The sequence below is a fragment of the Kribbella sp. NPDC056951 genome, from assembly GCF_042674205.1.
Taxonomy (GTDB): Bacteria; Actinomycetota; Actinomycetes; order Propionibacteriales; family Kribbellaceae; genus Kribbella; species Kribbella yunnanensis.
Genome location: NZ_JBHUQZ010000001.1, coordinates 1 through 24,377, shown reverse-complemented (window position 1 = coordinate 24,377; position 24,377 = coordinate 1). Strand labels below are relative to the sequence as shown.

General features: G+C 67.9%; 21 protein-coding genes. 9 read left to right on the top strand and 12 right to left on the bottom strand.

Annotation, left to right across the window (positions count from 1 at the left end; all coding sequences use genetic code 11):
- Nucleotides 1-6: 6 nt before the first annotated feature.
- Nucleotides 7-951, bottom strand: a complete 945-nt coding sequence (locus tag ACFTSF_RS00105) for a DUF6528 family protein (protein WP_380151721.1) — start codon at nucleotides 949-951, stop codon at nucleotides 7-9.
- Nucleotides 952-1,043: 92 nt separating this feature from the next.
- On the opposite strand from ACFTSF_RS00105, the gene ACFTSF_RS00100 reads away from it, so the two are divergent.
- The gene (locus tag ACFTSF_RS00100) at nucleotides 1,044-2,228 is read left to right on the top strand and encodes an FAD-dependent monooxygenase (RefSeq protein WP_380151720.1); all 1,185 of its coding nucleotides are present in this window, start codon (nucleotides 1,044-1,046) and stop codon (nucleotides 2,226-2,228) included.
- On the opposite strand, the gene ACFTSF_RS00095 is transcribed toward ACFTSF_RS00100, so the two are convergent.
- From ACFTSF_RS00095 to ACFTSF_RS00060, 8 genes are all read right to left on the bottom strand, one after another.
- Nucleotides 2,213-3,337: an N-acetylmuramoyl-L-alanine amidase gene (locus ACFTSF_RS00095; RefSeq protein WP_344160574.1), complete on the bottom strand. Its 1,125-nt coding sequence runs from the start codon at nucleotides 3,335-3,337 to the stop codon at nucleotides 2,213-2,215. The genes ACFTSF_RS00100 and ACFTSF_RS00095 overlap by 16 nt on opposite strands.
- A gap of 42 nt (nucleotides 3,338-3,379) precedes the next feature.
- Nucleotides 3,380-3,709, bottom strand: coding sequence for a thioredoxin (trxA, locus tag ACFTSF_RS00090; protein ID WP_132409012.1), 330 nt, complete (start codon nucleotides 3,707-3,709; stop codon nucleotides 3,380-3,382).
- A gap of 32 nt (nucleotides 3,710-3,741) precedes the next feature.
- The gene (gene trxB, locus ACFTSF_RS00085; protein ID WP_380151719.1) at nucleotides 3,742-4,728 is read right to left on the bottom strand and encodes a thioredoxin-disulfide reductase; all 987 of its coding nucleotides are present in this window, start codon (nucleotides 4,726-4,728) and stop codon (nucleotides 3,742-3,744) included.
- A gap of 117 nt (nucleotides 4,729-4,845) precedes the next feature.
- Nucleotides 4,846-5,610 carry a hypothetical protein gene (locus ACFTSF_RS00080; protein ID WP_380151718.1) on the bottom strand — a complete coding sequence of 255 codons (765 nt, stop codon included), beginning with the start codon at nucleotides 5,608-5,610 and terminating at the stop codon, nucleotides 4,846-4,848.
- A 142-nt stretch (nucleotides 5,611-5,752) separates the two neighbouring features.
- Nucleotides 5,753-6,427: an RNA polymerase sigma factor SigM gene (gene sigM, locus ACFTSF_RS00075; protein ID WP_344160563.1), complete on the bottom strand. Its 675-nt coding sequence runs from the start codon at nucleotides 6,425-6,427 to the stop codon at nucleotides 5,753-5,755.
- Nucleotides 6,428-6,447: 20 nt separating this feature from the next.
- Nucleotides 6,448-8,109: a protein kinase family protein gene (locus tag ACFTSF_RS00070; RefSeq protein ID WP_380151717.1), complete on the bottom strand. Its 1,662-nt coding sequence runs from the start codon at nucleotides 8,107-8,109 to the stop codon at nucleotides 6,448-6,450.
- Nucleotides 8,110-8,203: 94 nt separating this feature from the next.
- The gene (gene murJ / locus ACFTSF_RS00065; RefSeq protein WP_380151716.1) at nucleotides 8,204-9,850 is read right to left on the bottom strand and encodes a murein biosynthesis integral membrane protein MurJ; all 1,647 of its coding nucleotides are present in this window, start codon (nucleotides 9,848-9,850) and stop codon (nucleotides 8,204-8,206) included.
- Complete coding sequence (locus ACFTSF_RS00060) at nucleotides 9,843-12,128, bottom strand: DUF6049 family protein (protein ID WP_380151715.1); 2,286 nt, start codon at nucleotides 12,126-12,128, stop codon at nucleotides 9,843-9,845. Before ACFTSF_RS00060 ends, murJ begins: the two co-directional genes overlap by 8 nt.
- Nucleotides 12,129-12,152: 24 nt before the next feature.
- Between ACFTSF_RS00060 and ACFTSF_RS00055 the strand changes: the two genes are divergently transcribed.
- Nucleotides 12,153-13,610 carry a CCA tRNA nucleotidyltransferase gene (locus ACFTSF_RS00055; protein WP_380151714.1) on the top strand — a complete coding sequence of 486 codons (1,458 nt, stop codon included), beginning with the start codon at nucleotides 12,153-12,155 and terminating at the stop codon, nucleotides 13,608-13,610.
- Here the strand turns inward: ACFTSF_RS00055 and ACFTSF_RS00050 are convergent.
- On the bottom strand, nucleotides 13,607-14,389 hold the full coding sequence (locus ACFTSF_RS00050) for an aminotransferase class IV (RefSeq protein WP_380151713.1): 783 nt from the start codon (nucleotides 14,387-14,389) through the stop codon (nucleotides 13,607-13,609). The two genes, ACFTSF_RS00055 and ACFTSF_RS00050, sit on opposite strands and share 4 nt — an antisense overlap.
- A gap of 27 nt (nucleotides 14,390-14,416) precedes the next feature.
- Here ACFTSF_RS00050 and ACFTSF_RS00045 point away from each other — a divergent pair, with 27 nt between their 5' ends.
- Both ACFTSF_RS00045 and ACFTSF_RS00040 read left to right on the top strand, forming a co-directional pair.
- On the top strand, nucleotides 14,417-15,037 hold the full coding sequence (locus tag ACFTSF_RS00045) for a hypothetical protein (protein ID WP_380151712.1): 621 nt from the start codon (nucleotides 14,417-14,419) through the stop codon (nucleotides 15,035-15,037).
- A 46-nt stretch (nucleotides 15,038-15,083) separates the two neighbouring features.
- On the top strand, nucleotides 15,084-16,523 hold the full coding sequence (locus ACFTSF_RS00040) for an ATP-binding protein (RefSeq protein ID WP_380151711.1): 1,440 nt from the start codon (nucleotides 15,084-15,086) through the stop codon (nucleotides 16,521-16,523).
- On the opposite strand, the gene ACFTSF_RS00035 is transcribed toward ACFTSF_RS00040, so the two are convergent.
- Entirely contained in the window at nucleotides 16,520-16,966 is a 447-nt protein-coding gene (locus tag ACFTSF_RS00035) for a GNAT family N-acetyltransferase (protein WP_380151710.1), read from the bottom strand. The two genes, ACFTSF_RS00040 and ACFTSF_RS00035, sit on opposite strands and share 4 nt — an antisense overlap.
- A 112-nt stretch (nucleotides 16,967-17,078) precedes the next feature.
- Here ACFTSF_RS00035 and ACFTSF_RS00030 point away from each other — a divergent pair, with 112 nt between their 5' ends.
- Nucleotides 17,079-18,632 (top strand): alkaline phosphatase D family protein, encoded by a 1,554-nt coding sequence (locus ACFTSF_RS00030; protein WP_380151709.1) that lies wholly within the window; start codon nucleotides 17,079-17,081, stop codon nucleotides 18,630-18,632.
- Here ACFTSF_RS00030 and ACFTSF_RS00025 read toward each other — a convergent pair.
- On the bottom strand, nucleotides 18,629-20,533 hold the full coding sequence (locus ACFTSF_RS00025) for a glycoside hydrolase family 30 beta sandwich domain-containing protein (protein WP_380151707.1): 1,905 nt from the start codon (nucleotides 20,531-20,533) through the stop codon (nucleotides 18,629-18,631). The two genes, ACFTSF_RS00030 and ACFTSF_RS00025, sit on opposite strands and share 4 nt — an antisense overlap.
- A gap of 124 nt (nucleotides 20,534-20,657) precedes the next feature.
- On the opposite strand from ACFTSF_RS00025, the gene ACFTSF_RS00020 reads away from it, so the two are divergent.
- The 4 genes from ACFTSF_RS00020 to ACFTSF_RS00005 form a co-directional block, all read left to right on the top strand.
- On the top strand, nucleotides 20,658-21,668 hold the full coding sequence (locus ACFTSF_RS00020) for a LacI family DNA-binding transcriptional regulator (protein ID WP_380151706.1): 1,011 nt from the start codon (nucleotides 20,658-20,660) through the stop codon (nucleotides 21,666-21,668).
- Nucleotides 21,669-21,765: 97 nt separating this feature from the next.
- Nucleotides 21,766-22,134: a YciI family protein gene (locus tag ACFTSF_RS00015; RefSeq protein ID WP_344160534.1), complete on the top strand. Its 369-nt coding sequence runs from the start codon at nucleotides 21,766-21,768 to the stop codon at nucleotides 22,132-22,134.
- A gap of 23 nt (nucleotides 22,135-22,157) precedes the next feature.
- Entirely contained in the window at nucleotides 22,158-23,603 is a 1,446-nt protein-coding gene (locus ACFTSF_RS00010) for a M81 family metallopeptidase (RefSeq protein ID WP_380151705.1), read from the top strand.
- Between the two features lie 451 nt (nucleotides 23,604-24,054).
- Nucleotides 24,055-24,377: transposase (locus ACFTSF_RS00005; protein ID WP_380151704.1), on the top strand; the 323-nt coding region annotated here is incomplete at its 3' end.

Below are 24,377 nucleotides of genomic sequence, written 5' to 3'. Positions count from 1 at the left end.
GGCAGTCTACTCATACCGCGAACTCCACACACGGGCCTTGTAGATCTCCGCGCCGGGAATCGTTCGATTCGCCGCCGGGACCGCGAAATTGACCGTGTCGGTGCACCAACCGGTCCGGCACCCGGCCTTCGGAGTGGTCCGGACCTGCTGCGCGTTCGGCATGCTGCTGACGCTCTTGATCCCCGGCTGGTCGAACGTCGCCACGATGGAGGCGCTCGACTTGCTCACCTGGTAGACCTTCGAGCCGGTCGAGACCCAGAGCCGGTCGTGGTCCTCCAGCACCGGCGTGAGGTCGTGGCCGCCGGCGGTCAGCCCGGGGACCGTCGACACCTCGGTCAGCGTGGGTGCGGCCGGCGTACCGGTGATCTTCAGCGCGAGGAGCTTGCTGCCACCCAGCACCCAGAGCACCTGCCGCACCGGATCCCACTGCAGGCCATGCGCGTCGGGCAGTGGAAAGCTGGCGTAGGTCGCGGACGACGAGCCTTGCGAAGCAGTGTAGACGCGGATGAAGCCACCGTTGCTGGCGGCAACGGCCACGTTCCCGTCGGGGAGCAGTTCGACGCTGTGCGGGTTGTTGGCCGAGCCGACGTTGACCGCCCAGAGGCGCTGTCCGCTCGGATAGCCGATCAGGGCGGCCAGTCCGCGAGAGTCCGACACCACGGCCACGTACGCTTCGGCCTTCATCCGCAGCTTCACGTCGGTCGGCAATCCCCAGGCGCCGGTCAGGCCGGAGAAGCCGTTGGCGCTGGTCGGCGACCACGTCCACTTCTGGGCGGCCGCCGTACCCCAGTTCGCTACGGCGGGATCCATCAACCGGATCCGAGCCGCGGACGGACTGTCGTAGTTCTGATCGGTGACCGCCACCAGGCGACCGGCCTCGGCGGCCTGCGCAGGTGGGGTCGCGGTGAGGAGTGCGGCCAGGACACAGATACTGCCGAGCAGGCGGAACATGGCAACCCCCAGGTCGAAATGTCATCACCAACGCTAGCGGGGTCGTTGCCTTGTCAGGCGAGTGACAGGTGTGTCGGTGTTGGATAGGCAGCATGAGCCCGCAACGTGTCCTGATCGTCGGCGCGAGTATCGCCGGTCCCGCCCTCGCCTGGTGGTTGCACAGGTACGGCTTCGAGGTGACAGTCGTCGAGCGCGCGCCTGCGCTCCGGCCCGGCGGCTACAAGATCGACATCCGCGGTGCCGCGATCGACGTGGTCGAGCAGATGGGTCTCAAGGAGCGGCTCGAGGGAATGGCGACCGACATGCAGTTCATGTCGTTCGTGAACCGCGCCGGCCGCCGACTGGTCGACGTACCGTCCGATTTGTTCATGGGACGCGGTGAAGCGGACCTCGAGGTGATGCGCGGCGACCTCAGCCAGATCCTGTACGACGAGACGCGGGCGAACGTCGACTATCGATTCGGCGACACGATCACGGAACTGGATCCGGTCACCGGCGCGGTGAGCTTCGAACGGGCCGAACCGCAGACCTTCGACCTGGTGATCGGCGCGGACGGACTCAACTCGACGGTACGGCGTCAGGTGTTCGGCGGCGACGTGGTCCGCGATCTCAACCACGTGGTGTCGATCGCGACCGTGCCCAATCACCTCGAGCTGGATCGATGGGAGCTCGTCTACTCGGTGCCCGGTCGCACGGTGAACCTCTACAGCACCGGCCGCGACGACGACGCGAAGGCACTCTTCCTCTTCGGCACCGACCAGAAGTACGAGGGCCGCGAGCAGCAGTTCGAGATTCTCAACACCACGTTCCGCGGCGCGGGCTGGGAGACCGACCGGCTTCTCGATGCGGTCGCGGTGGCCGACGACTTCTACTTCGACACCGTCAGCCAGGTCGAGCTCGACCGGTACGCCGTTGATCGGGTCAGCCTGGTCGGCGACGCGGCGTACTGTCCGTCCTTCGCCTCCGGTCAAGGCACCAGCCTCGCCCTGGTCGGCGCCTACATCCTCGCCGGCGAGCTGTCGCAATCCGCGCCGGCGACGGCATTCACGGCGTACGAGCGATTGATGCGCCCGTACGTCGAGCGGAATCTGACGCTCGGCCGGGACAACCTCGGCCGGATGATTTCCAAGAGCGCGCTGCAGAGCTGGGCGGGCGCGATGATGCTGCGCGTCCTCCCGAAACTACCGATGAAGGACGCGCTCGTCGGCAAGATCACCCAGCCGATTCACGACGCGGCGCGGGCGATCGAGCTGCCGGACTATCAGACGGTCAGCTGACCGAACCGGAGCATGCCGGTCGCCGCGTCCTGCTCCGGCGGCAGGTAGACGCGCTGGATTGCGACCACGATGGCCTCGGCGACCACGTCGCGGAAGGCCGCGTCGGCGAGCCGGGCCGAGTCGTGCGGGTTGGTGACGTAGCCGATCTCCAGCCGGACCGCGGGCATCTTGGTCCGCCGCAGCAGGTCCCAGGTCTTGGCGTGGGTGCGGCAGTTCAGCAGGTCGGTGCGGGCGACGATCTCGCGCTGGACGAGCCCGGCGAACTGCTCGCCGACGCTCGACGAAGCGCCGTGCAGGTCGTTGCCGTAGAAGTAGGTCGCGACGCCCTGGGCGTCGGGGTTCGCGGAGCCGTCGGTGTGCAGCGAGACGCACAGGTTCGCGTCCGTCTCGTTCGCGAACGCAGCCCGGGCCAGCTCATCGGGCCCCTGGTCGCGGCCGCGAGACAGATACGCCCGTACGCCGGTTGCTCCCAGCCGACCCTCGATCCGCGCAGCCAGGTCGTAGGCGATGTCGGACTCGCGGAGCCCGAAGCCTTCCCAGCCGTAGTCGAAACCGCCGTGGCCCGGGTCGATCACCACGGTCTTGCCGGACAACCGCGGTCCGGCGGCGCGCACGGCCTCCGAGGCACGCAGCGCGTCCGGCCGGCCACCGGTCGCCATCGGCTTGATCCGCTGTAGCGCCTTGAACGTCGACGGGCCACACGTCCCATCCGCGGGCAGGCCCATGTTGCGCTGGAACTCGGTCACCGCGCGCTGAGTGTCCGGTCCGAAGATGCCGTCGATCCGGGCGACGGCGAACCCGAGCTCCTGCAGCTTCGCCTGCAGAGCCAGTACGTCGTCCCCGGTCAGCGGGTGCGAGACGACGTACGTCAGCAGGCGGTCACCCAGCCGCCAGCGGGCGTCGTCGATCGCGCGATACGTCTGCGGGCCGACGATCCCGTCGATCATCAGCCCGCGTTGCTGCTGGAAGCCCCGGACAGCGTGGGCGGTCGCTTCGTCGTAGACGTCATGACCGCCGGTCAGCAAGCCCAGTCGCTGGAGCTTGCCAATAATTTCGGCGACTGCCTCACCGGTGTCGCCGATCCTGTACACGCCGTGCGGGCCTTCCATACATCACTCCTAGCCGTGGCGGACGGTGTCCTACCTACAGAATCACGCCGTGAAGTCGGCGAGCTCCTTCAGCAGTGCCGCCTTCGGCTTCGCGCCGACGATGGACTTCGCGAGCTCACCGTTCACGTAGACGTTGATGGTAGGGATACCGGTAACACGGTAGTTGCTCGGGGTGACCGGGTTCTCGTCGACGTTCATCTTCAGGAACGTCAGCTTGTCCCCGTGGTCCTGGTTGAGCTCCTCCAGGATCGGCGAGACCTGGCGGCACGGGCCGCACCACTCGGCCCAGAAGTCGACCAGGACCGGCTTGTCGCTCTTCAGCACGGTCTGGTCGAACTCGGCGTCGGTGACGGCGTTCATCTTCTCGCCCACGGCGATATCTCCTTCAGAGGTGGTTATCAGGTTCAGACGGTGACGGACTCGGTGGCGGCAGCCGCCGCCACGGTGTGCTCGAACTCGAGGCTGGCCAGGAAGCGCTCCGCGTCCAGGGCCGCGGCACAGCCGCTGCCGGCCGCGGTGATCGCCTGACGGTAGGTGTGGTCGACCAGGTCACCGGCCGCGAACACACCCGGCTGGTTGGTCTCCGTGCTGCCCTCGCGAGTCAGTACGTACCCTTCCTCGTCGAGCCGAATCTGACCGTGGATCAGCTCCGAGCGCGGGTCGTGACCGATCGCGATGAACAGGCCGGTGATCGGCAGCTCGCGGGTCTCGCCGTTCTCGGTGTCGCGCAGGACCACGCCGGACAGCTTCTCATCGCCCTGGATCTCGGCGACCTCGGAGTTCCAGGCGAAGTCGATCTTGTCGTTCGCGAACGCCCGCTCGGCCATGATCTTCGAGGCGCGCAGCTCACCGCGACGGTGGACCAGCGTCACCTTCGACGCGAACCGGGTCAGGAAGGTCGCCTCCTCGATGGCGGAGTCACCGCCACCGACGACCGCGATCTCCTGCTGCCGGAAGAAGAAGCCGTCACAGGTCGCACACCACGAGACGCCGTGGCCCGACATCCGGTCCTCGTGCTCGATACCCAGCTTGCGGTAGCCCGAACCCATCGCCAGGATCACCGAACGCGCCTGGTGGACGGTGCCGGCCGAGTCGGTGACCGACTTGATCTCACCGGTCAGGTCCATCGCGACGATGTCGTCGGCGACCAGCTCAGCGCCGAAGCGCTCCGCCTGGGTGCGCATCTCGTCCATCAGCGCCGGGCCCATGATGCCCTGCGCGAAACCGGGGAAGTTCTCCACCTCGGTGGTGTTCATCAGCGCACCGCCGGCCGTGACCGAACCCTCGAAGACCAACGGCTCCAGCTGCGCACGCGCGGCGTACACGGCGGCCGTGTAACCGGCCGGGCCGGAGCCGACGATGATGACGTTGCGGACTACGGAGTCGCTCATGCAGGCGTTCCTCGAATCGTTGAGACGGGTACGTCGTACTCAACGGATCCTTGAGGCCGACCATTCCCACGGTACCGATTGCCGGAGGCTTACGCCGCCGTGGCCCACCAGAAGCGGTCAGCGATTGCGCAGCGTCACCGAGGTGTCGTAGATCGACGTACCGGTGCCGCCGCCTCCGTCACACCCGGTCAGCACGTAGACCTCGATGTCACGCGGTGAGCCGCCCTCCAGGCCGACCACCGTCGCGCGGGCGCCGTCGACCTTGGCCGGCTGGACGAGCCGGACCTGCGGGTTCGGGCGGGTGGAAGCGAAGGTCCGGGCACAACTGAGCTCGGCCTCGGTGCCGTTCAGTAGCGAAGTACTGCTGTTCTCCAGCCACTTCTGCACCTGCGGAGCGATCTGCGACGTGCTCAGCGAGACCACGCCGGTCGGCAGGATCGCGGTCGGGTTCGTGTTCGCCGCGTTCTCGGCCGCGCGGTCCTTGGTTGCCATCACGACGCCGACACCGATCGCTGCGATCAGTACGACGGCCGCCGCCGCACCGAACAGCTTCGGCATGTGCCGGTGCGGTTCCTCGCGGATCTGCGCCAGCGAGTGCACGCCGACCGTCGACGCCCGCATCACGGCCTCGGAACTGATCACCGCGTCCAGGTGCTCGGCGACATCGGCCGGCATCGGGATGTCCGTGCGGCCCTCGTCCGCGAGGTCCTCGGAGAGCTCCAGCAGCGCGTCATAGGTGAACTGACAGTCGGGACACGCTTTCACATGCTCACGAGCGCTGTGCGCCTCGGCGGCGGGCAGCAGGTTCTCGAGCAGGTCGGCAATCGTGTCGGTGTCGAGGTGCTCGAGATGTTCGCTGGTCGGCAGACCGGACTCGGTCATCGTGAACTCGCCCCCAGACGGGACGTGCCCCGAGAGGCGCGCGTGGTGGTCATCGGTGGAGTACTCCGGTCGAAGACGTCGGCAATCGGGCCGCCAGAGTCGGGGCGTACCCCAGGCGACTCCGCTACGACGGCCTGGCCGCTCATTCGGTTCCCCCGATTTCGGCAGCAGTTTTCTCCGGCACGTCGGAGTCGCCACCGCGCGTGGTCTGCCAGTGCCGCAGCAGGGGCAGCAGGCGGGCGCGCCCGCGGGCACAGCGTGATTTCACCGTCCCCGGCGCGCAGCCCAGGATCGCGGCCGCCTCCTCGATCGAGTAGCCCTCCATGTCGACCAGTACGAGCGCGCTGCGCTGGTCGGAGTTGATCTGCTTGAGCGCGTTCAGGACGTCGAGCCGGCGCTCGCGCACCTCGGCGGCGTCCTCCTCGACCGGTCCGGCCAGCTCGGCCGCGCGGTCCTCGTCCTCCGGCAGCGGGTCGGCCTGGCGGACCTGCCGGCGGCGGATCCGGTCCAGACAGGCGTTCACCACGATCCGGTGCAGCCAGGTGGTCACCTTCGCGTCACCGCGGAACGAGTCGGCCCGGCGGAACGCCGAGATGAACGCCTCCTGCAGCGCGTCGGCCGCCTCCTCGGGCTCGCCGAGCGTCCGGATCGCGACCGCCCACATCCGGTCCCGGTGCCGCTTGACCAGGAACCCGAAGGTGTCCGGGTTGCCGGCCACGTGCAGGCGGAGCAGCTCGTGGTCGTCCAGCTGGTCGTACCCGACCGGGCCGGCCGGGTGGACGGGTTCGTCGACGCCGATCCGGGGGAGCTGATTCATCCCCGAATCCAGGTGTGCGGTCATTTCTGGATCGAGACCTCCGCGATCGTGCCGCGATACTTGCTGCCGCTCTCCTTGGGGATCTTCGTCAGCCAGACCATCACGTACTGCGTCTCGGTCGGTGCCGACGGAGTCAGCGTGACCGCACCCTCGGGCTGGTCCTCCTCGGTGGCGATCGGCTCCCAGCCGTTCACCGCCGACGGCGACTTGGTCTTGTCGTCACCCTTCGGCACCCGGAGTTCCAGGCTGGTGCCGTCACCCTCGAGCGTGACGATCACCTTCGAGATCGGGGTCGGTGCGCCGAGGTTGTAGACGATGCCCACACCCGGCTTCTGACCACCGAAGTTCGGCTTGTTGTTGTACGACTGGGTCTCCCAGACCGTGCTGGTCTTGCCGTCGTAGGTGTTCGGGACGTCCTCCGGGTGCTCCTCGCCGTTACCGGCGGGCTCCGGGTCGAAGTCCTTGGCGCTGACGATCTTCGCGACCGCTCCGGTGGCCGACGGCTTGCTGCTGGCCGACGGGGTGGTCTTGTTCCCGGTACCGGGGTCGTCGGTCTGGTCGTTGTTCATCGCGCCCTTGAGCAGGAACTGTGCCATCGCGACCACCGAGAGCAGCGCCAGGATGGCGAGCAGGATCAGGATCCGGCCGCCCCACGAGCCCTTCCGCTTCGGCTCGTCGGCGCGGCGGCGGCCGCCGCCGTTCCCGTTCGACGGCGGCGGGGTCTGCCGCCGGGCGGGCCGCGCCTCGGCCGGGGCGTACGCCGCCGTCTCGGCGTGACCGTTGGAGGACTGGTACGCCGGTGGTGTCGGGTCGAGCGCGGGCGGCGGCGCCTGCGGGACGACCTGGGTGGCGTCGTCGATGCTGCCGTTCTGCCGGGCGACCTGAACGGTCTCGTCCATCTGGTTCGGCGGCTCGTGTGAGCTGCCGACGACTCCGGACAGGGCTGCGGACAGACCGGCGGCGCTGGTGATCGGCGGCGCGTGGTGCCGCGGCGGGTCGGCCAGCAGCCGGTCGCTGATGTCGTCCAGCGAGCGCGGTACGCCGGCCCGCACCTGGCGCGGGCTCATCAGCCGACCGTGCTCCACCGGTGCCGGCTGCAGACCCCACGCCGGGGCCGCGCCGGGCCAGCGGCCGGTCAGCGAGGCGTAGAGGAGCTCACCGAGGTTGTAGACGTCTTGTTCGGCCGAGCCCGGACCGGCGGACCGCAGGGCGGCCTCGGTCGCCAGGCCGACGACCTTGATCGCGCCGGCGTCGGTGACGACGACCGTCGACGGGCTGATCGAGCCGTGCGCGTGACCGGTGCGGTGCAGGTTCTCCAGCGCCTCGGACACCTCGCGGGCCAGCCAGCCGGCCTGCTGGCCGGTCAGCGGTCCGCTGGCGAGCATCCGCTCCAGCGGACGACCGCCGGCCCACTCACGCACGCAGTATGTGACGCCTTCGAACATGTCGCAGTCCAGCACCCGCAGGAAGCGTGGATCGGCCGCTGCGGCGGCCCGCCGCGCGGCGTCGAAGAGCAGGTTGGTCCGCGGGTCGCCGACCGGCAGGACATCGACGACGACCGCCCGGCTGAGCACCTCGTCGACGGCTCGCCACACCCGTGCACCGTCGATCTCCGCGAGTAGCTCGGCGATCCGGTACCGCCCGGCGAGCAGTGCACCAGGACTGACGGTCTGGTTCGACACGGTGTCTCTCGCCCTCCTGGATGCTGTGGTCGGCAGCCACCATCGTAGTGGCATCGTGATCCAGTCCCGGTGCACGAGTGCACAAGCGGTCCGATCAGCGGCGGCCAGGCAGCTTCGATGTGACCATCGACACCACGTCGTTGACCTCGTGGATCCTTAATACCCGAGCAACGCCCGCGTACACCGGCAGCAGCACGATTCCGGCGACGGCCAGCTGGAGCAGCGCGCCGATCGGTCCGGAGAACTCGACGGCCAGCCCGACCGCCCACAGCGCCAGCCGCCCGGCACCCGCGCCGAGGGCGGCCGCGATCACCATGGCGAGCAGCGGCAGCCCGATTCCGGCACCCGCGACCCGCGGCACGCGCCGCCGCAGTACCGGCCGGGAGATCAGTACGGCGACCGTGTAAGCCAGCGCGAATGCGCCGCCGAGCATCACACCGGAGTACCGCAGGTGCTCCTCGTCCAACAGCACCCGGACTCCGACCAGGGCGGCCGTGATGTTCGTCGCCGCGATCACGCACTGCAGGAAGAACGGCGTACGGGTGTCTTCGAAGGCGTAGAACGTGCGCAGCTGGAAGTACTGGATTGTGTACGGCACGACTCCGAAGGCGAGCGTGACGAGCGTGTAGGCCATCAGCGTCAGGTTGTTCTTACCGGAGCCGTAGCCGGCGATCACCGTGACGATCGGGTAGGCGAACGCGATCATCGCGGCCGCGGCCGGTACGACGATCGCCAGCGTCTGCCGGATCGAGCGCGCGGACAGCCTGGCCACCTCGGTGAGATCGCGATCCGCGGCCAGCGCCGACATCTGCGGTAGCGCGGCGGTCGCCAGCGAGACCGTGATGATGCCGTGCGGCATCAGGATGATCAGCATCGCGGTCTGGTACGCCGTCAGACCCGCCTTGGCACCGAGGTCGTCGGACGCACTACCGGCGAGCGCGAGCTTGGTGACCACGACCAGCGTGACCTGGTTGACCGCGACGAACAGCATCGTCCAGATGCCGAGCTTGGCGGTCTGGCTGAGTCCGGTCCCGCGCAACCCGAACTTCGGCCGGAAGGTGTGCCCACTCGCCTTCAGGTACGGCAGCAGCACCAGCAGCTGGACCGCGATGCCGGCCGTGTGCCCGAGACCGAGCAGCAACTGCTCGCCGTGCGTGAAGGTCGCCGGGGTGTCCCCGGTGCGGTAGATGAAGAGGAACACGACGATCGACGCGCAGGCGACGATGTTGTTCGCGATCGGCGCCCACATCATCGGACCGAACCGGCGCCGCGCGTTCAGCACCTGGCCGACCAGCACGAAGGCGCCGTAGAAGAAGATCTGCGGCAGACAGAGCTGAACGAACAGCAGCAGGTTCGCCTTCTCCGTGATCAGAGACGGGTCGTGCAGCTCGTCCGGGGTGTAGAGGTTGGCGATCGCCGGTGCCAGCAGCACACAAGCCGTCGTCACCACGGCCAGTACGACGAAGCCGAACGTCAGCACGCGGTTGGTGAAGTCCTGACCGCCGTCGTCGTGGTTCTTGATCGCCCGCACCAACTGCGGGACCAGGACGGTGTTGAACACGCCACCGGCCAGCAGGATGTACAGACTGTTCGGGATCGTGTTCGCAGCGTTGAAGATGTCGGCCCGCAGCGCGGTGCCGATGGCGGCCGCGAGCAGGGCGAGCCGGACGAATCCGAGCAGGCGGGACAGCACGGTCCCGGCTGCCATCACCGCCGCGGAGCGCAGGGTGCGGTCAGCCATCCTTCGAGCCGACTCCTTCTTTCAGCGACGCGTCCGCCGGGAGGCCGGCATCCCCGTTCGTGGCGGGCGTTCCGGGGGCGGCCGGCAGCGGCGCCGGGTGCAGCGGGTCGATCTCTGGTTCTGATGCCTCAGCCGGTGGGTTGCGGCGCTCGGCGCGGATCCGCCGGTAGATCCGGACGAACGACGTACCGAAGAGCAGTGCGCAGGCGGCGCCGACCAGGATCCAGCCGACACTGCCGTACTGACTCGCTTGGATCAGCATCGGCTGCGGGGCGCCGACCGGGTCGCCGTCGACGGTGACGACCTGCGCGGTGGCCTGGATGACACCGTTCTGTTCGGCGCTGGCGGTGATCCGCGGAGTCCACTTCTGGCCCGCCCGCACGACCACGGTGTCGACAGGCCGCACCCGCAGGTCGGTCCGGTTCACCGACCGGACGACGACGCCGACCCGGATCGAGTGGTCCAGGTCGTTCGCCACCGTCAGCGGGAAGGTGCCGTTGCTGCCGGCAAGGTTGACCTTGATCCCCTTGCCCTTGTCGAGACTCGAGTTGACCAGGTGCACCTGGCGGAGCTGCCCGTTCACCGAGCCGAGCTCGACATCGGCGTACTGCCCGGCCTTGTCGGCCTGACCGTTCCAGCCGAGCGAAGCGGACTGCATCAGCCCTTTGGACATGTCCGGGCCGGCTGACTCCGGATCGGACAGCAGGCTCGTGTAGGTCTTGATCGACTTCTCGAGCCGCTTGAGCTTGTCGAGCTGAGGACCGCTGATGGCCCCGTTCGTCTTCGGTGCGGCCGGGGCCACGATCGCGCGCGGCTTCGGAGTGGCCCTCACGACCTGGTCGACGGTCACCGGCGCCAGCCACGGCGCTGCGAGCGCGCCGGCCAGTGCAGAAGTCAGGCGGCCGTCGGTGTCCCAACCCCGCGGCGGTACGACGACCGCCGTCGCCGGGCGCTTACCAGAGGAGGCGGCGAGCAGCATGGTCTCGGCAAGGAATCGCTGCCGGACCTGGAGCGGGTCACGATCGGAGCCGGCGTCCGGTCCACCGGCGGTCATCGCCGAGTCGGCGACGACTGTGCGGGTCTGCTTCGCCGGGCCCTCGGGGGTCAGCACCTGGTAGACCGACGTCCCCGGGGTCAGGACCTTGGCGGAGTCGCCGGACCAGGCTGCGCTGTTGACCAGATTCAGGTCCTCGGCCTCGTCGGCACCCGCGAACCCGCTGGCGGCGAAGGCCAGATAGCGGCTCGCGGCGGTGGTGTTCTCCAGCCAGAGCCCGTTGGTGCGCCCCGGAAAGCCGAGGTTCGCCTGCTCGGTCGCCATCCGGGCCTGCCGGACCAGCTCCTTCAGCGAGCCACCCGCGTCGTACAGGCCGGCCACGTCCACATCGCCGTACGGCAGCGCGACGACCTGGCTACCGGTCTCCAGACTCTTGGTCAGGTCGGCGAGCCAGTTCTGGGCGATCTTGGCGTTGAGGCCGGGGACAGAGTGGCTGTAGCTCGTGCCGACCCGATACTGGCCCGCCATCTTCCGGATCGCGTCGATCAGCGCGGGGTCCAGCAGCCAGGTGACGCGGCGCTGCTTGCCGAGGTCGAGTGCCCGGCGCAGCGAACCGCCCGTGGTCATGGCCTGCGCCAGGGAGTCGTCCACGAACAGTTGACCGCCGAGGAACGTCGGGCGGTGCTGCAGCGGGATCACGAGCGCAGTGCTGACCGGTCGCGTCAACGGGTCGGTGCCGATCACCGGCATCAGCGTGCGTGCCCGGCCGGCAGTCGTCCGGGACTTGTCCTGCGGGTCGCCGCGGAACATCACACCGACGGTGTAGACGCCGGTGCGGCTGTCGATCCGCCACTCTTTCCACGGCACGGTCAGCGTGAACGGCACCTTGGCATTCGGAGTCAGCTTCTCGCCGAGGACCTGGTACGCCGTCGAATCCGAGTTCTGGAAGCCGATCCCGGAGCAGCTGTCCCGGTCGTTCATCGGGGTGTTCTGCTCGTTCGGCACCGCGGCGATCTCGCCGGGCGTGGTCATCGGGTGCCGGTCGATACAGGTGACGACCTGCGGATCGTTCTCGAAGGTCGCCGCACTGGTGTTGGTGACGGTGCCCTTGATGGTGACGGGCTGACCGGGTTTGGGGGCCACCGGAAGGAACGAGTCGATCGTCACCTGGACGGTCGGTTCGTCGTCCACGGCCATCGCCGGGACGGCCGAAATCGCTGCCGGGGCAACGATCAGCAGGCTCGCGGTCACCGCCGCGGAGAGCCTCAGTCGCCGTCTGAACACGCCGTCACCGTAACCTAGTTCCCCGTGTCACCTTTTGCCGACCAGTCAGGCCCTGCAGGATCCCTGTCCGCCGTACAGCGCCAAGGCGTCCAGTCACTGCTGGCGATCGCCCCTGTCGTGGACGAACTGGGCGCCCGGTTCGCCGCCGCCGGCCACGAGATCGCCCTGGTCGGCGGCCCCGTCAGGGACATTCTCCTCGGTCGCGGGAGCAAGGACCTGGACTTCGCCACGTCTGCGCATCCGGACGAGGTCGAGCGGCAGCTGGCCGGCTGGGCGGACCATGTCTGGGATATCGGCAAGGCGTTCGGCACCATCGGTTGTCGTAAGGGCGAGTGGGTGCTGGAGATCACCACCTACCGGTCAGAGTCCTACGATCCCACCTCACGCAAACCGGAGGTGGCCTACGGCGACAGCCTCGAGGGCGACCTGGCCCGGCGTGACTTCGCGATGAACTCGATGGCCGTGCTGCTCCCGTCACACCAGTTCGTCGACCCGTACGGCGGTATCGCCGACGTCGCGAACAAGGTGATCCGGACGCCGGGCAGCCCGGAGGACTCGTTCTCCGACGACCCGCTGCGGATGATGCGCGCGGCCCGATTCGCCGCCCAGCTGGGGTTCACGCCGGATCCCGGAGTGGTCGCTGCGATGACCGCGATGGCCGACCGGATCACGATCGTGTCCGCCGAACGGGTCCGCGACGAGCTGATCAAACTGATCTGCGCCGACCACCCGCGGATCGGTCTGGACCTCCTGGTCACCACCGGAATCGCCGACCACGTGCTGCCCGAGCTGCCCGCGCTACGGCTGGAGAAGGACGAGCACCACCGGCACAAGGACGTTTACGAACACTCACTAACTGTGCTCGATCAGGCAATCGATCTGGAGTCCCGACTCCCGTACGAGGCTCCCGACTTCGTCAGCCGGTTCGCCGCGTTGATCCACGACATCGGCAAGCCGAAGACGCGTCGCTTCGAAGACGGCGGCAAGGTGACCTTCCATCACCACGACGTCGTCGGCGCGAAGCTGGCGCGTAAACGAATGAAGGCACTCCGGTTCAGCAACGAGCAGATCGACCAGGTCAGCAAGCTGATCGAGCTGCACCTGCGCTTCCACGGGTACGGCGACGGCGAGTGGACCGACTCCGCCGTACGGCGCTATGTCCGCGACGCCGGCGATCAGCTCGAACGCCTGCACGTGTTGACCCGCGCCGACTGCACCACCCGCAACCGCCGCCGCGCGGAAACCCTGCGGGCGGCGTACAGCGATCTCGAAGAGCGGATCGCGCGGTTGCAGGAGCAGGAGGAGCTCGACTCGCTGCGCCCGGATCTCGACGGCAACCAGATCATGCAGATCCTCGACCTGGCTCCCGGTCGTGAGGTCGGCGAGGCCTACAAGTTCCTGATGGAACTCCGCCTCGACCAAGGCCCACTCGGCGAAGAGCGGGCCCGCGAAGAACTCCTCCGCTGGTGGGCCGAGCGCTAGATCGGCTGCGCTTCCTGCGTCGCGTACGCGGCCGCGATCGTCGCGGCCGACTCCGGATGGGGTGCGTAGGTGATCTCGCCGATCGCGGCGACCGGTAGCGCGGGGTCGATCGAGTTGGTCAGGTAAGCCGCGTCGTACGTCGCCAGGTCGGCGAGCGGCACCGGCGCCGTCTCGAACGTCGTCAGGCCGGCGAGGGGGACCGACGCCAGGCCGCGCTGCAGGACTTGCTGCCGGATGCCGGCCAGGATCGGCGCGGCCGGGAACACGATCTCGGTGCCGCGGGCGAAGCAGATGTTCCAGATCGACGCCTCGGACACTTCACCCGCTGGCGTGTGGAACAGCGCGTCGTCGTACCCGGCCGCTGTTGCCTGACGCGCGTGATAGATGAGGTCGAAGGTGCCGGTGTGCTTGAGGTGCGGCAGTGCGCGCTGGTGCTGGACCGGGCGTAAGCGGAGTGGGGTGGTTCCGGGCTCGATCGGGGCGCTGCGGCGGATCAGCAGGTCGAGATCGCCCGCGAGCGAGAACACGTTGACGCGCAGACTGCAGTCGCGGGCGTCGCCGAGCGCCGTACGGAGATTTTGGCGGATCCGGGCGGAGTCCAGCGAGCGGCCGAAGACTTCGCGGGAGCTGCGGTCCAGGCGCTCGAAGTGCAGGTCGAGGCCGTCGACGCGGCCGTCGCGGACCTGCAGCGAGGAGAAGTGGCCATAAGTGGTTGCTCGGAGCAACTCCAACGTCACAGTGGGCAGTGGTTCGCCGTTCAGGAACAAGGTTTCTGACACGGAGTCATTCTGGTCTACGCTCGCATCGTGGACGTGTGGAGCATCATCGGCTGGGGCGGATCCGCGTTGGTGGTGGTGTCGCTGCTGCAGACGCGCATCCTGCGGCTGCGTCTGCTGAACCTGGTCGGTTGCATCATCCTGGTCGGCTTCAACCTCGTCATCGGGGTCTGGCCGATGGTCGGGATGAACGCCGTCCTGGCGGTTATCAACGTCGTCCACCTGTGGCGGCTGCTCCGGCACCGGCACGACGAGGCCGAGTACGAGGTGCTCCGGGTCCGGGCCGACGACGCGTACCTCGGTCACGTCCTGGCCACCCACGCTCGCGACATCAGCCGCTTCAACCCCGGCTTCGAGCTCGCCGCGAGCCCGTACGCGTTCCTCGTCCAGCGCGGCGAGCGAACGATCGGCGTCGTCCTCGCCCACGACGCCGGCGAGGGTCGCGCCCAGATCGATCTGGACTACGTGCTCCCGAAGTACCGCGACTTCACCCCCGGTGAGTTCGTCTACCGCCGCAGTGACGTCTTCACCGACCAGGGCTTCCACCAGGTCCTCGCCTCACCCCGGATGCGCGACTCCTCGCCGTACCTCAACGGCCTCGGCTTCCACCGCGACGGCGACGCCCTCGTCCTCGACCTGCCGAACACCTGAGATGGAAGTTTGATAACTGTATTTATAATAAGTACAGTTCTACAACATGCAGAAACCCGATCGGATCTTTGCGCGCGATGGTGAGTGGGATGCGCTCGTCCGGTTCGCCTCCGGTACGACGCCGCACCCCGGGCTAGGTGTCGTCAGCGGGCGGCGGCGCCAGGGCAAGACCTTCCTGATCGAGTCGTTGGCGAATCTGACCGGTGGTCTGTACTTCGGCGCCACCGAGGCGACAGAGACTGAGTCGCTGGCTCTCTTCGCGGCAGCTCTCGGTCGTCATCTCGGTCAGTCGTCGCCACCGCGCCTCGACACCTGGGACGAGGCCATCCGGTATCTGTTCGCGCTCGAGCCAGGTGTCGGACCGTTCATCATCGATGAGTTTCCCTACCTCACCAAGGGTGCGCCGGCGGTGCCGTCGATCATCCAGCGGGAGATCGACCGGGCCGCGTTCGCGCAGCACCCGATCAGGCTGCTGCTGTGTGGTTCGGCCATGTCGGTGATGGGGCGCCTGCTCGCCGGTAATGCGCCGCTCCGAGGTCGGGCAACCCTGGAGATGATCGTTCGGCCGTTCGAGTACTGGCGGGCCAAGGAGTTCTGGGAACTGGAGGACCCGCGGCTTGCCGTGCTCGTCCACTCGGTCGTCGGCGGCACTCCGGCGTACCGCGCCCTGGCGCGCGACGACACCCCACAGTCGGTGGCGGACTTCGAGGATTGGATCAAGCGGACCGTGCTGAACTCCCGCACCCCGCTGATGCGCGAGGCCCGCTATCTGCTGGAAGAGGAGATGGCGGTCCGGGACACCGCGCTCTACCACTCGGTGCTGGCTGCCGTTGCTGTGGGCAACAATACGCGCGGTGGCATCGCGAACTACGTCGGCCGGAAGTCCACCGACATCGGCCATCACCTGGTGGTCCTCGAAGACAGCGGCCTGCTTCGGGCGCAGACGGACATCTTCCGGTCGCGGCGTGCTGTGTACCGGATCGCCGAGCCGTTGGTCACCTTCTACGAGGTGGTCATGCGCTCGCAGTGGGGCCTGCTGGAGAGCGGTCGGGCCGACACGGTGTGGCGGCTGTCGGGATCGAAGTTCTCCTCTCAGATCATCGGGCCGCATTTCGAGCAGCTCTGCCGGGACTTCGCGCTCTGGGCCGAGCCTGAGTTGTACGGCGGTGAGCTGCCGGGCGAGATCGGTTCAGGTGTGGTCGCAGACCCCAGTCGGCGCAGCCAGATCGAGATAGATGTCGTGGTGATGGGTGCGGCGTCCTCTGGGCAGCGGAAGAAGGTCTTGTCGCTGGGTGAGGTGAAGTGGGGCGAGGTGATGGGGCGCCGTCATGTGGAGCGGCTGGAGCGGGCCAAGCATCTACTGTCCCGTGACTACGACACGTCCGAAACGAAGCTTGCCTGCTACAGCGGGGCGGGATTCGAGCCGGGTCTTGATCCAGAGGTTCTGACCATTGGACTCGAGCAGTTGTACGCCGTGACGCCCTAGAGGTCCTTCGCGAAACACAGCGACGCCGACTCGTTCTCGAACGGCGGGTACGGCGGGGTCGGCACATACCCGTGATGCGTGTAGAGCGCGATCGCCTCCAGTTGCTGGGTACCCGTCTCGAGCCGGAGTCGCGTGATGCCGTTGCGCTGCGCCTCCGCCTCGACCGCGGTGAGCAGGTGCCGCGACAGACCCCAGCCGCGGGCGGACGGGTCGACGTACATGCGCTTGATCTCGCCAAGGCCGGGTCCCACCGGCTGGAGGCCGACGCATCCGACGGGGCTTCCCTCGAGGAGCAGCAGGATGAATGCGATGTCAGGGTGCAGGCCGACCTGCGGCTGGTCGTCGCCGTAGACCGCGGCGAGCTCGGCCTGCTGCGCGGCGGCGAGGGTGCGGATGGCGGGATCGGTGCCCGGTACGGCGCGCAGTTCCAGGTTCTCGATCATGCGTCCGGACGGTAGCAAGCAGGCGTGACGCAGCTGTTTCGCTTTCCTCTCGCCAGATCCGGGTCGCCGTGAGGTCTTCCACTATTCATGAAAATCTTTCATTATCCAGGGCATGACTGTGACTCGGCGTACGGTGCTCGGCACGGTAGGTGTTCTCGGTGCGGCGGTTGCCGTCCCACTGGAAGCGTTCGGTACGCCGGCGCTGCGGACTGCGGCGGATGCGTCGCCGACCCTGGTCACAGGGGCGACGTTCCCCGAGGGCGTGATGGCCGGGGTGCCGCGCACCGACGGGGCGATGCTGTGGACTCGCGTGCCCCGCGGACTGTTCGACGGCGACGCCGAGCTGGCGGTCGTGGTCTCGCGTAATCGCGACCTCTCCCGCCCGGTGATCGTGAAGACGGTGATCGCGGAGAAGCAGTGGGACGGTTGCGTCCACTTCCCGGCGAACGGGCTGACCGCGGGCGAGGAGTACTTCTACCAGTTCCGCGGGAAGGACACGGTCTCGCCGATCGGCCGGTTCCAGACCCTGCGCCCGGCGGACTCGAACCAGCCGGTGCGGATCGGGTTCTTCACCTGCCAAGGCTTCACCGAGGGGTACTACGCCGTGCACCGGCACCTCGCCGCGGAGGAACTCGACCTCGTCGTCGGCCTCGGTGACTACGTCTACGAGGCCACGGTTCCCGGCGTTCGCGGGATCGACCTGAACCTCTATCCGCAGGTCCTGTCGTCGATGCGCGCGAAGTACACGCTCTATCGCAGCGACGACGACCTGCGGGCGATGCACGCGCAGCACGCGTTCCTGCCGCTGTGGGACGACCACGAGTTCCGCAACAACTACACCAAGAACAAATGGTCGCTGCCCGAACTGTTCTTCCAGGAGAAGAAGTCGGCAGCCTGGCACACGTGGTTCGAGCGGATGCCGGTTCCGCGGTACGCCAACGACATGACCCGGACGTATCGCTCGCTGCGGCTCGGTAAGACGGCCGAACTGTTCGCCATCGACAACCGGCAGTACAAGGACGACCAGCCGTGCAACGACGGCGGCAGCATTATCTGCGCGGCAGCGGACGCCACCGGCCGGACCATGCTCGGTCCCGATCAGAAGGCCTGGCTGGAGAACGGTCTGCGCTCGTCGGGCGCGCAATGGAAGGTGCTCGCGAACCCGAACATGATGATGGGCATGGTCACCGGCGCTGCCGGCGAGCGGGCGTTCATGGACACCTGGGACGGGTACGGCGCCGAGCGGACCGAACTGCTGTCCCTCGCGGCCGACCGCGTCTCCGACCTGGTCGTTGTGACCGGAGACGACCACGACACGTTCTCGGGTGAGCTGTGGAACACCGGGTTCGCTCCGGGCACGCCCGGCAACCCGGCCGGGACAAAGCGTGCAGGTGTGGAGTTCGTCGTACCGTCGGTGTCGTCGACGAACACCGGTGACACCAAGGGTGTTGCGGGCGCGAAGGCCGAGGAGCAGAAGCGGTTGCAGTACAACCCGCATCTGAAGCAGGTCGACATGCGGCAGCACGGGTACGGCGTACTGGAGGTGACCCGCTACGAGGCGAAGCTGTCGTACCGAGCGGTCGACAAGCTGCACCCCGACGCGGGCGTCAGCACCAGCTACCAGGTGCGAACCGGACGGGGCAGCGCCCGGCTCGAGGTGCTCTAGCGATAGATCCGGAGATCCGCCAGACTCCACCAGTGGTCGCTGCTGCCGTTCGAGGTGATCCGGACATACCTCGCGTACGACGGTTTGAGGTCAACCGTGGTGAGCTGGCCGGTCGACGTACCGGTCACCGGCTTCGACCAGCTCACCCCATCGTTGCTGACGGCAACTTCCCAGCTGGTGGCGAAGTCACCGCTCTGTCCGCCGCTGTCCAGTGCGATCTCCCGGAACAGCTTGCGGGAACCGAGATCGAGCTGGATCGACTGACCCGGCGCCTGGGCTGCCTTGCTCGACCACACCGTCGCTCCGTCCGCGTCGATCGCGAGCCCGGCCTCGGCGCCGTTGACCGAGGCGGTTGCGGTCGCGCCGGCCAAGGACACCGGCGTCGGCGTGGATAGCCGGGAGGACGGCCAGGTGAAGGTCCCGATCGCACCGCCCGGCAGCTCGTACTCGAACGACTGGTCGCCGACCGCGACCGCGAACTTCCGCGGCGCGTCGTTCTCGTTGTGCACGACCAGTGCGGTCGATCCGTCCGGGTTCTTGAAGGCGGACGTCATCAGCTGCCCGTTCCACCCGGTCGTCCCGTACGACGTACTTCCGATCCGCACCGCACCCGGCTTCACGAACTTCGACAGGTGGCCGATCGTGTAGTACTCCGCATCCGTGCTCACCGTGCCATCGGCCTGCAGGGTGACGAGCCCGGTACACGTCCCGCAGCCGCCGAGGTGCGGACCGCCGGTGGAGTCGAGGGCGATGTTCCAGTTGACGACCGACTTCGCCCAGTTGCGGGTGGTGCCGAGCATCAGGTTGCGTGCGTGCCAGGTGAGCGTGCCGCGGAAGATCTGCGGCGGGGTGTCATTCGGCCCGTGCGAACCGGAGCATTCGGTGAACCAGATGCCCTTGTCCGGGAAGGCGTTGTGCAACGCGGTCTGAGCCGCCGCATTGCCCGAGTAGCAGTGGTACGCCGTACCTGCGATCCATCGCGCCGCGTCGGACTGCAGCAGCTTGTAGGGGTAGTTGGTCTCCGGGTCCTCACCGGGCGGGGTGGTCCCGATGTCGCCGGGGTGCGTCGACCAGTTGTGGTCGTAGCCGAGGATCTTGGTCCGCGGGCTGGCCTTGTGCAGCAGCGGCCCGAGCCGCGAGATGACCTCGGCCTCCTGCCGGACCGGGACGTCGGTACCGGGGTAGCCGCCGGGCTTGCGGTTCTGCGGCTCGTTCTGGATCGAGAGGAAGTCGACCGGTACGCCGGCCCGCGTGTACGCCTCGACGAACTTCACCAGGTAGCGCGCATAGGCGTCGTACACCTTGGGGTCGTCCTTGAGGCGACCGCCGACGAGCGAGTCACCGGTCTTCATCCAGGCCGGCGGACTCCACGGCGACGCCATCACCTTAAGCGCGGGGTTCAGTTGCTTGGCGCGGCGGAGCAGCGGGAGCACCTGCTGTTCGTCGTGCTTGATGCTGAACTGCTTCAGCTTGAAATCGGTCTCGCCGGGGGCCACGTCGTCGTACGTGTAGTGCTCGGTCGCCGCGGTGAAGTCCGACGACCCGACCGGCTGCCGCAGGAAGCTGACGCCGATGCCGTGCCGGGGATCGAACAGCTTCCGCAACGTCTCCTCACGGACCGCAGGGCTCAGCCGGTACAGCACGTCCGCCGACGAGTCGGTGATCGAGGCGCCGAACCCGTCCATGGTCTGGTACGTCGTCCGCGGGTCGACCGTGATCGTCGTCAGGTCGCTGCTGTTTCGCTGGAACGCGACCGGGGTGCGCTCGTGCAGGAGCTCGGCCCGGTCCGGGGTGGTCACCCAGATCCGGGCCTGGGTGGTCGGGGGATGGGCCTCGGCGGTCGGCACGGTCAGCAGACCGGTGGTGAGCGCCAAGGCGGTGGCGATCATCGGTGTTCGCATCGCACTCCTCAGGGTGTGAAACACAGTGCAACAAACAGCGTCAGGAAACGACTCTCTTTGAGCCCTGTCAATGGTGTGCCGCCTGGGTTTAGAGTGCTGAGCGTGAAACAAAGCGATGTAACAAGTGTCTAGGCGGCGCGCGACCGTGCGCGATGTCGCGGCCGCGGCCGGAGTGTCGAGCGCGACGGTCTCCCGGGTGCTCAACCAGGCCAGCAGCGTGGCGCCCGAGACACGCCTCCTGGTCGAGCGCGCGGTCGAGGAGCTCGGCCTGCTCGCTCCGACTCCCCGCGGCGGTACGCCGAAGCCCGTCGCCGGTGCGGTCTACGTGCGCTGCCCGTACCTGCTGACCGACTACTTCGGGCTGATCGTCTCGTCCATCGCCGAGACCCTCGACCGCCACGGCCGCCAGGTCGTCCTCAACGCCGGCGAAGCCGCGGCCCACGAGCCGGTCCTGTCCCGGCTGCCGTCCCAGAGCGGTCTGGCCGGAGCGATCCTGATCCTCCCGCCCGAGTCGAGCGAAGACCTCGTCCGCCTCAGCTCGCGCCGCTTCCCCTTCGTCGTGGTGGATCCGCGCACGACCCTCCCGCGCGACATCCCCTCGGTCTCAGCCGCTCACCACTCGGGTGCTCGACAACTGACCACTCACCTGGCCGCCCTCGGCCACACCCGCATCGGCGTCATCGCCGGTCCTCGCGAGTGGCTCGCGGCTGACGCCCGGCTCTCCGGACACCACGCCGCCCTCGCTGACGCCGGCATCCTGCCCAACCCGGATCTCGTCCGCCATACCCATCCGACCACCGCCGACGGCTACGAGGCGGCCACCCAACTCCTGGCTCTCGACCCACGCCCTACTGCGTTGATCGCGTTCAACGACAAGTCGGCCATCGGCGCCCTCCAAGCCGCCACCGCCCGAGGCCTCAGCGTGCCCACCGACTTGTCGATCGCCGGTTTCGACGACCTCGACCTCAGCCAAGCCACCACCCCGCAACTCACCACGGTCCGCCAGCCGCTGGCCGAGATGGGCCGGATGGCCGTCTCCCTCCTCACTAGGCTCCTGGATCGCCACACCCTCGAAGCCCTGCACGTGGAACTTGCCACCGAGTTGGTTGTCCGCGGCTCGACCGGTCAGCGTTGAAATTAGTCTGGTGAGTGGTGTCGGATCGGAGTGCAGCTGTTCGTGGAGTTGGTGTGCGGCGGCCGACCGGCCTGCCCAGACTTGATCGGAGACGACAGTGCCCGAGTACCTGATCAGCTTCAACGACGAGTGGGTTCCTGAGCACACGGAGGCGGAGATCCGGGCGAAGTCCGCGTCCGTGCGCCCCGTGATCGAGGAGATGAAGGAGGCCGGCGTCTTCCTCTTCAGCAACGGCGGCCTCGATGCCACGTCCGTGGTCTGCAGCGTCACCGCCCGCGACGGCGAGCCGGTCTTCACCGACGGCCCGTACGTCGAGTCCAAGGAACACCTCGGTGGATTCGCGGCGATCGACGTACCGGATGACGAAGCCGCGCGGTACTGGGCCGGCCGGCTCGCGGTCGCGCTCGACTGGCCCCAGGAGGTTCAGCGCTTTCCCCGCTCCGTCGAAACCAGTGCGACGCCCTGAGCGGATGTGAAAGGTTGGACTTCATGAGGATCGGGATTGCCGGGATCGCCATCGAGTCCAGCACGTTCTCGCCGCATCGCGCCGGCCTGGACGACTTCGACGTACGGCGTGGGGAGGACCTGCTCAAGCGGTACGACTTCCTCGCGAAGGAATGGGCCGAGGGCGTCGAGTGGGTGCCGTTGCTGCATGCACGGTCGTTGCCGGGCGGGGCAGTCGTTGCCGAGGTGTACGACGCCCTGTCCGCGGAGATCATCGAGCGGATCGGTACGGCGGGTGAGCTCGACGGCCTGTTCTTCGACATCCATGGCGCGATGAGCGTGGTCGGCCGTCAGGACGCCGAGGCGGATCTGGCCACCCGGGTTCGGGCCGCGCTCGGACCGGACGTGATGATCTCGACCTCGATGGATCTGCACGGCAACGTGTCGCGGGAACTGGGCTCGGCCGTCGATCTGATCACCTGCTACCGGATGGCACCGCACGAGGACGCGATGGAGAGCCGCGAGCGGACAGCGCGGAATCTGGTCGAGCGGTTGCGTTCCGGGCTGGGTACGCCGAAGAAGGCATGGATCCAGGTGCCGGTGCTGCTGCCGGGGGAGAAGACGTCGACCCGGATCGAGCCGGCGGCCTCGATCTACCAGCGGGTCGGCGAGATCGCGGACGAGCCCGGCGTACTGGATGCGGCCGTCTGGGTCGGGTACGCGTGGGCCGACGAGCCGCGATGCCAGGCGGCCGTGGTGGTGATGGGCGACGACGAGGCGCTGATCACCGAGCGCGCGACCGAGCTGGCTCAGGCCTACTGGGATGCACGGTCCGACTTCGAGTTCGTAGCACCGACCGGGACGCTGCACGAGTGCGTCGCGGCGGGTCTGAAGAGTACGGCGCGCCCGTTCCTGATCAGCGACTCCGGCGACAACCCGACCGCCGGCGGTGCCGGCGACGTCTCGTGGACCCTGCGCGAACTGCTGTCGGTTGAGGAGTTGATTGGCGGCCAGGCGACCGCGATCCACGCCAGCATCACCGACCCCGATGCAGTCGCCGCCTGTGTCGCAGCCGGCGTCGGCAACCCCATCAGCGTCGCAGCCGGCGGCAAGGTCGACTCCGGCCCCGCAGGCCCGGTCGAAGTCACCGGCACCGTCTTCTCCCTCTCCGAAGACCCAGTAGGCGGAACCGTAGCCGTCATCCAAATCGGCGGCCTGCACGCCATCCTCACCTCCCGCCGCAAGCCCTACCACCACCTAGCCGACTTCACCCTGCTAGGCCTAGACCCAGCCGCCACCGACCTAGTCATCGTCAAGATCGGCTACCTCGAACCCGAGCTCTACACCCTCGCCGCCGACTGGCTCCTAGCCCTAACCCCCGGCGGCGTAGACCAAGACCTCCTCCGCCTAGGCCACCACGGAGTAATCCGCCCCCTCTACCCCTTCGACCCCGAAATGCCCACCCCCGCCCTAACCCCCAACCTCCTCTGACCAGACCCCATTTCCCCGGCTACCCACCGACCTCAGGGGTTCTACACCCATAACCAGAGTGCCAAACCCCCAATTTCCCTACCCAGCCAGCCAAATGGGAGCACACCCACCCCACTCCGTCCCGCGCCGTTCGATGGGCTGACCGCGCCAAGGCCGGCTAGGGCTCTCCCCACGAGCCGGTACGACGTTGTGCACGGATCAACCATCTGCGCGGGCCGAAGGTGGTCGAGGGGTGCCCAAGGTGCGCTGGTCGCGTCGACCTTGAGCACGGTTCAACCGTTCCGGCGGGTCCCGAATGGATGGTGGGTGCACAAGGTGATGGCCGGCCCGCGGTCTCGGGCCCCGGGGGATATCTGGCGCGTTGATCGGAGCATTTTCGGCGCCTGGAGCCTGTTGCGGAATGGGTGTGGCGGTGGTGGTCGGGGTGGGTGGGTTGGTTGAGGATTGGGTGGTGGCGAATGGGTATCGGCGGGTTGATCGTGGGCAGGGGTTCTTGTTGCCGCCGGATATGGCGGCCTGGTTGCCGGGTGATCATCTGGTGTGGTTCTTGATCGATACGGTCGAGGAGCTGGACACGTCGGTGCTGCATGCCGGCCGGGTGCGGGTGGGGCAGGGGCGGGCTGGGTTCGATCCGGACATGCTGTTGGTGTTGCTGATGTATGCGTATGCGAACAAGGTACGGTCGTCGCGGCAGATCGAGCGGTTGTGCACTGTGGATGTGGCGTTCCGGGTGATCTGTGCCCAGGACGTGCCTGATCACACGACGATCGCGCG

Coding starts and splice junctions, on each gene's coding strand:
- ACFTSF_RS00105 (WP_380151721.1), bottom strand. CDS start 951: ATGTTCCGCCTGCTCGGCAGTATCTGTGTCCTGGCCGCACTCCTCACC.
- ACFTSF_RS00100 (WP_380151720.1), top strand. CDS start 1,044: ATGAGCCCGCAACGTGTCCTGATCGTCGGCGCGAGTATCGCCGGTCCC.
- ACFTSF_RS00095 (WP_344160574.1), bottom strand. CDS start 3,337: ATGGAAGGCCCGCACGGCGTGTACAGGATCGGCGACACCGGTGAGGCA.
- trxB (WP_380151719.1), bottom strand. CDS start 4,728: ATGAGCGACTCCGTAGTCCGCAACGTCATCATCGTCGGCTCCGGCCCG.
- ACFTSF_RS00080 (WP_380151718.1), bottom strand. CDS start 5,610: ATGACCGAGTCCGGTCTGCCGACCAGCGAACATCTCGAGCACCTCGAC.
- sigM (WP_344160563.1), bottom strand. CDS start 6,427: ATGAATCAGCTCCCCCGGATCGGCGTCGACGAACCCGTCCACCCGGCC.
- murJ (WP_380151716.1), bottom strand. CDS start 9,850: ATGGCTGACCGCACCCTGCGCTCCGCGGCGGTGATGGCAGCCGGGACC.
- ACFTSF_RS00040 (WP_380151711.1), top strand. CDS start 15,084: ATGCAGAAACCCGATCGGATCTTTGCGCGCGATGGTGAGTGGGATGCG.
- ACFTSF_RS00035 (WP_380151710.1), bottom strand. CDS start 16,966: ATGATCGAGAACCTGGAACTGCGCGCCGTACCGGGCACCGATCCCGCC.
- ACFTSF_RS00030 (WP_380151709.1), top strand. CDS start 17,079: ATGACTGTGACTCGGCGTACGGTGCTCGGCACGGTAGGTGTTCTCGGT.
- ACFTSF_RS00025 (WP_380151707.1), bottom strand. CDS start 20,533: ATGCGAACACCGATGATCGCCACCGCCTTGGCGCTCACCACCGGTCTG.
- ACFTSF_RS00010 (WP_380151705.1), top strand. CDS start 22,158: ATGAGGATCGGGATTGCCGGGATCGCCATCGAGTCCAGCACGTTCTCG.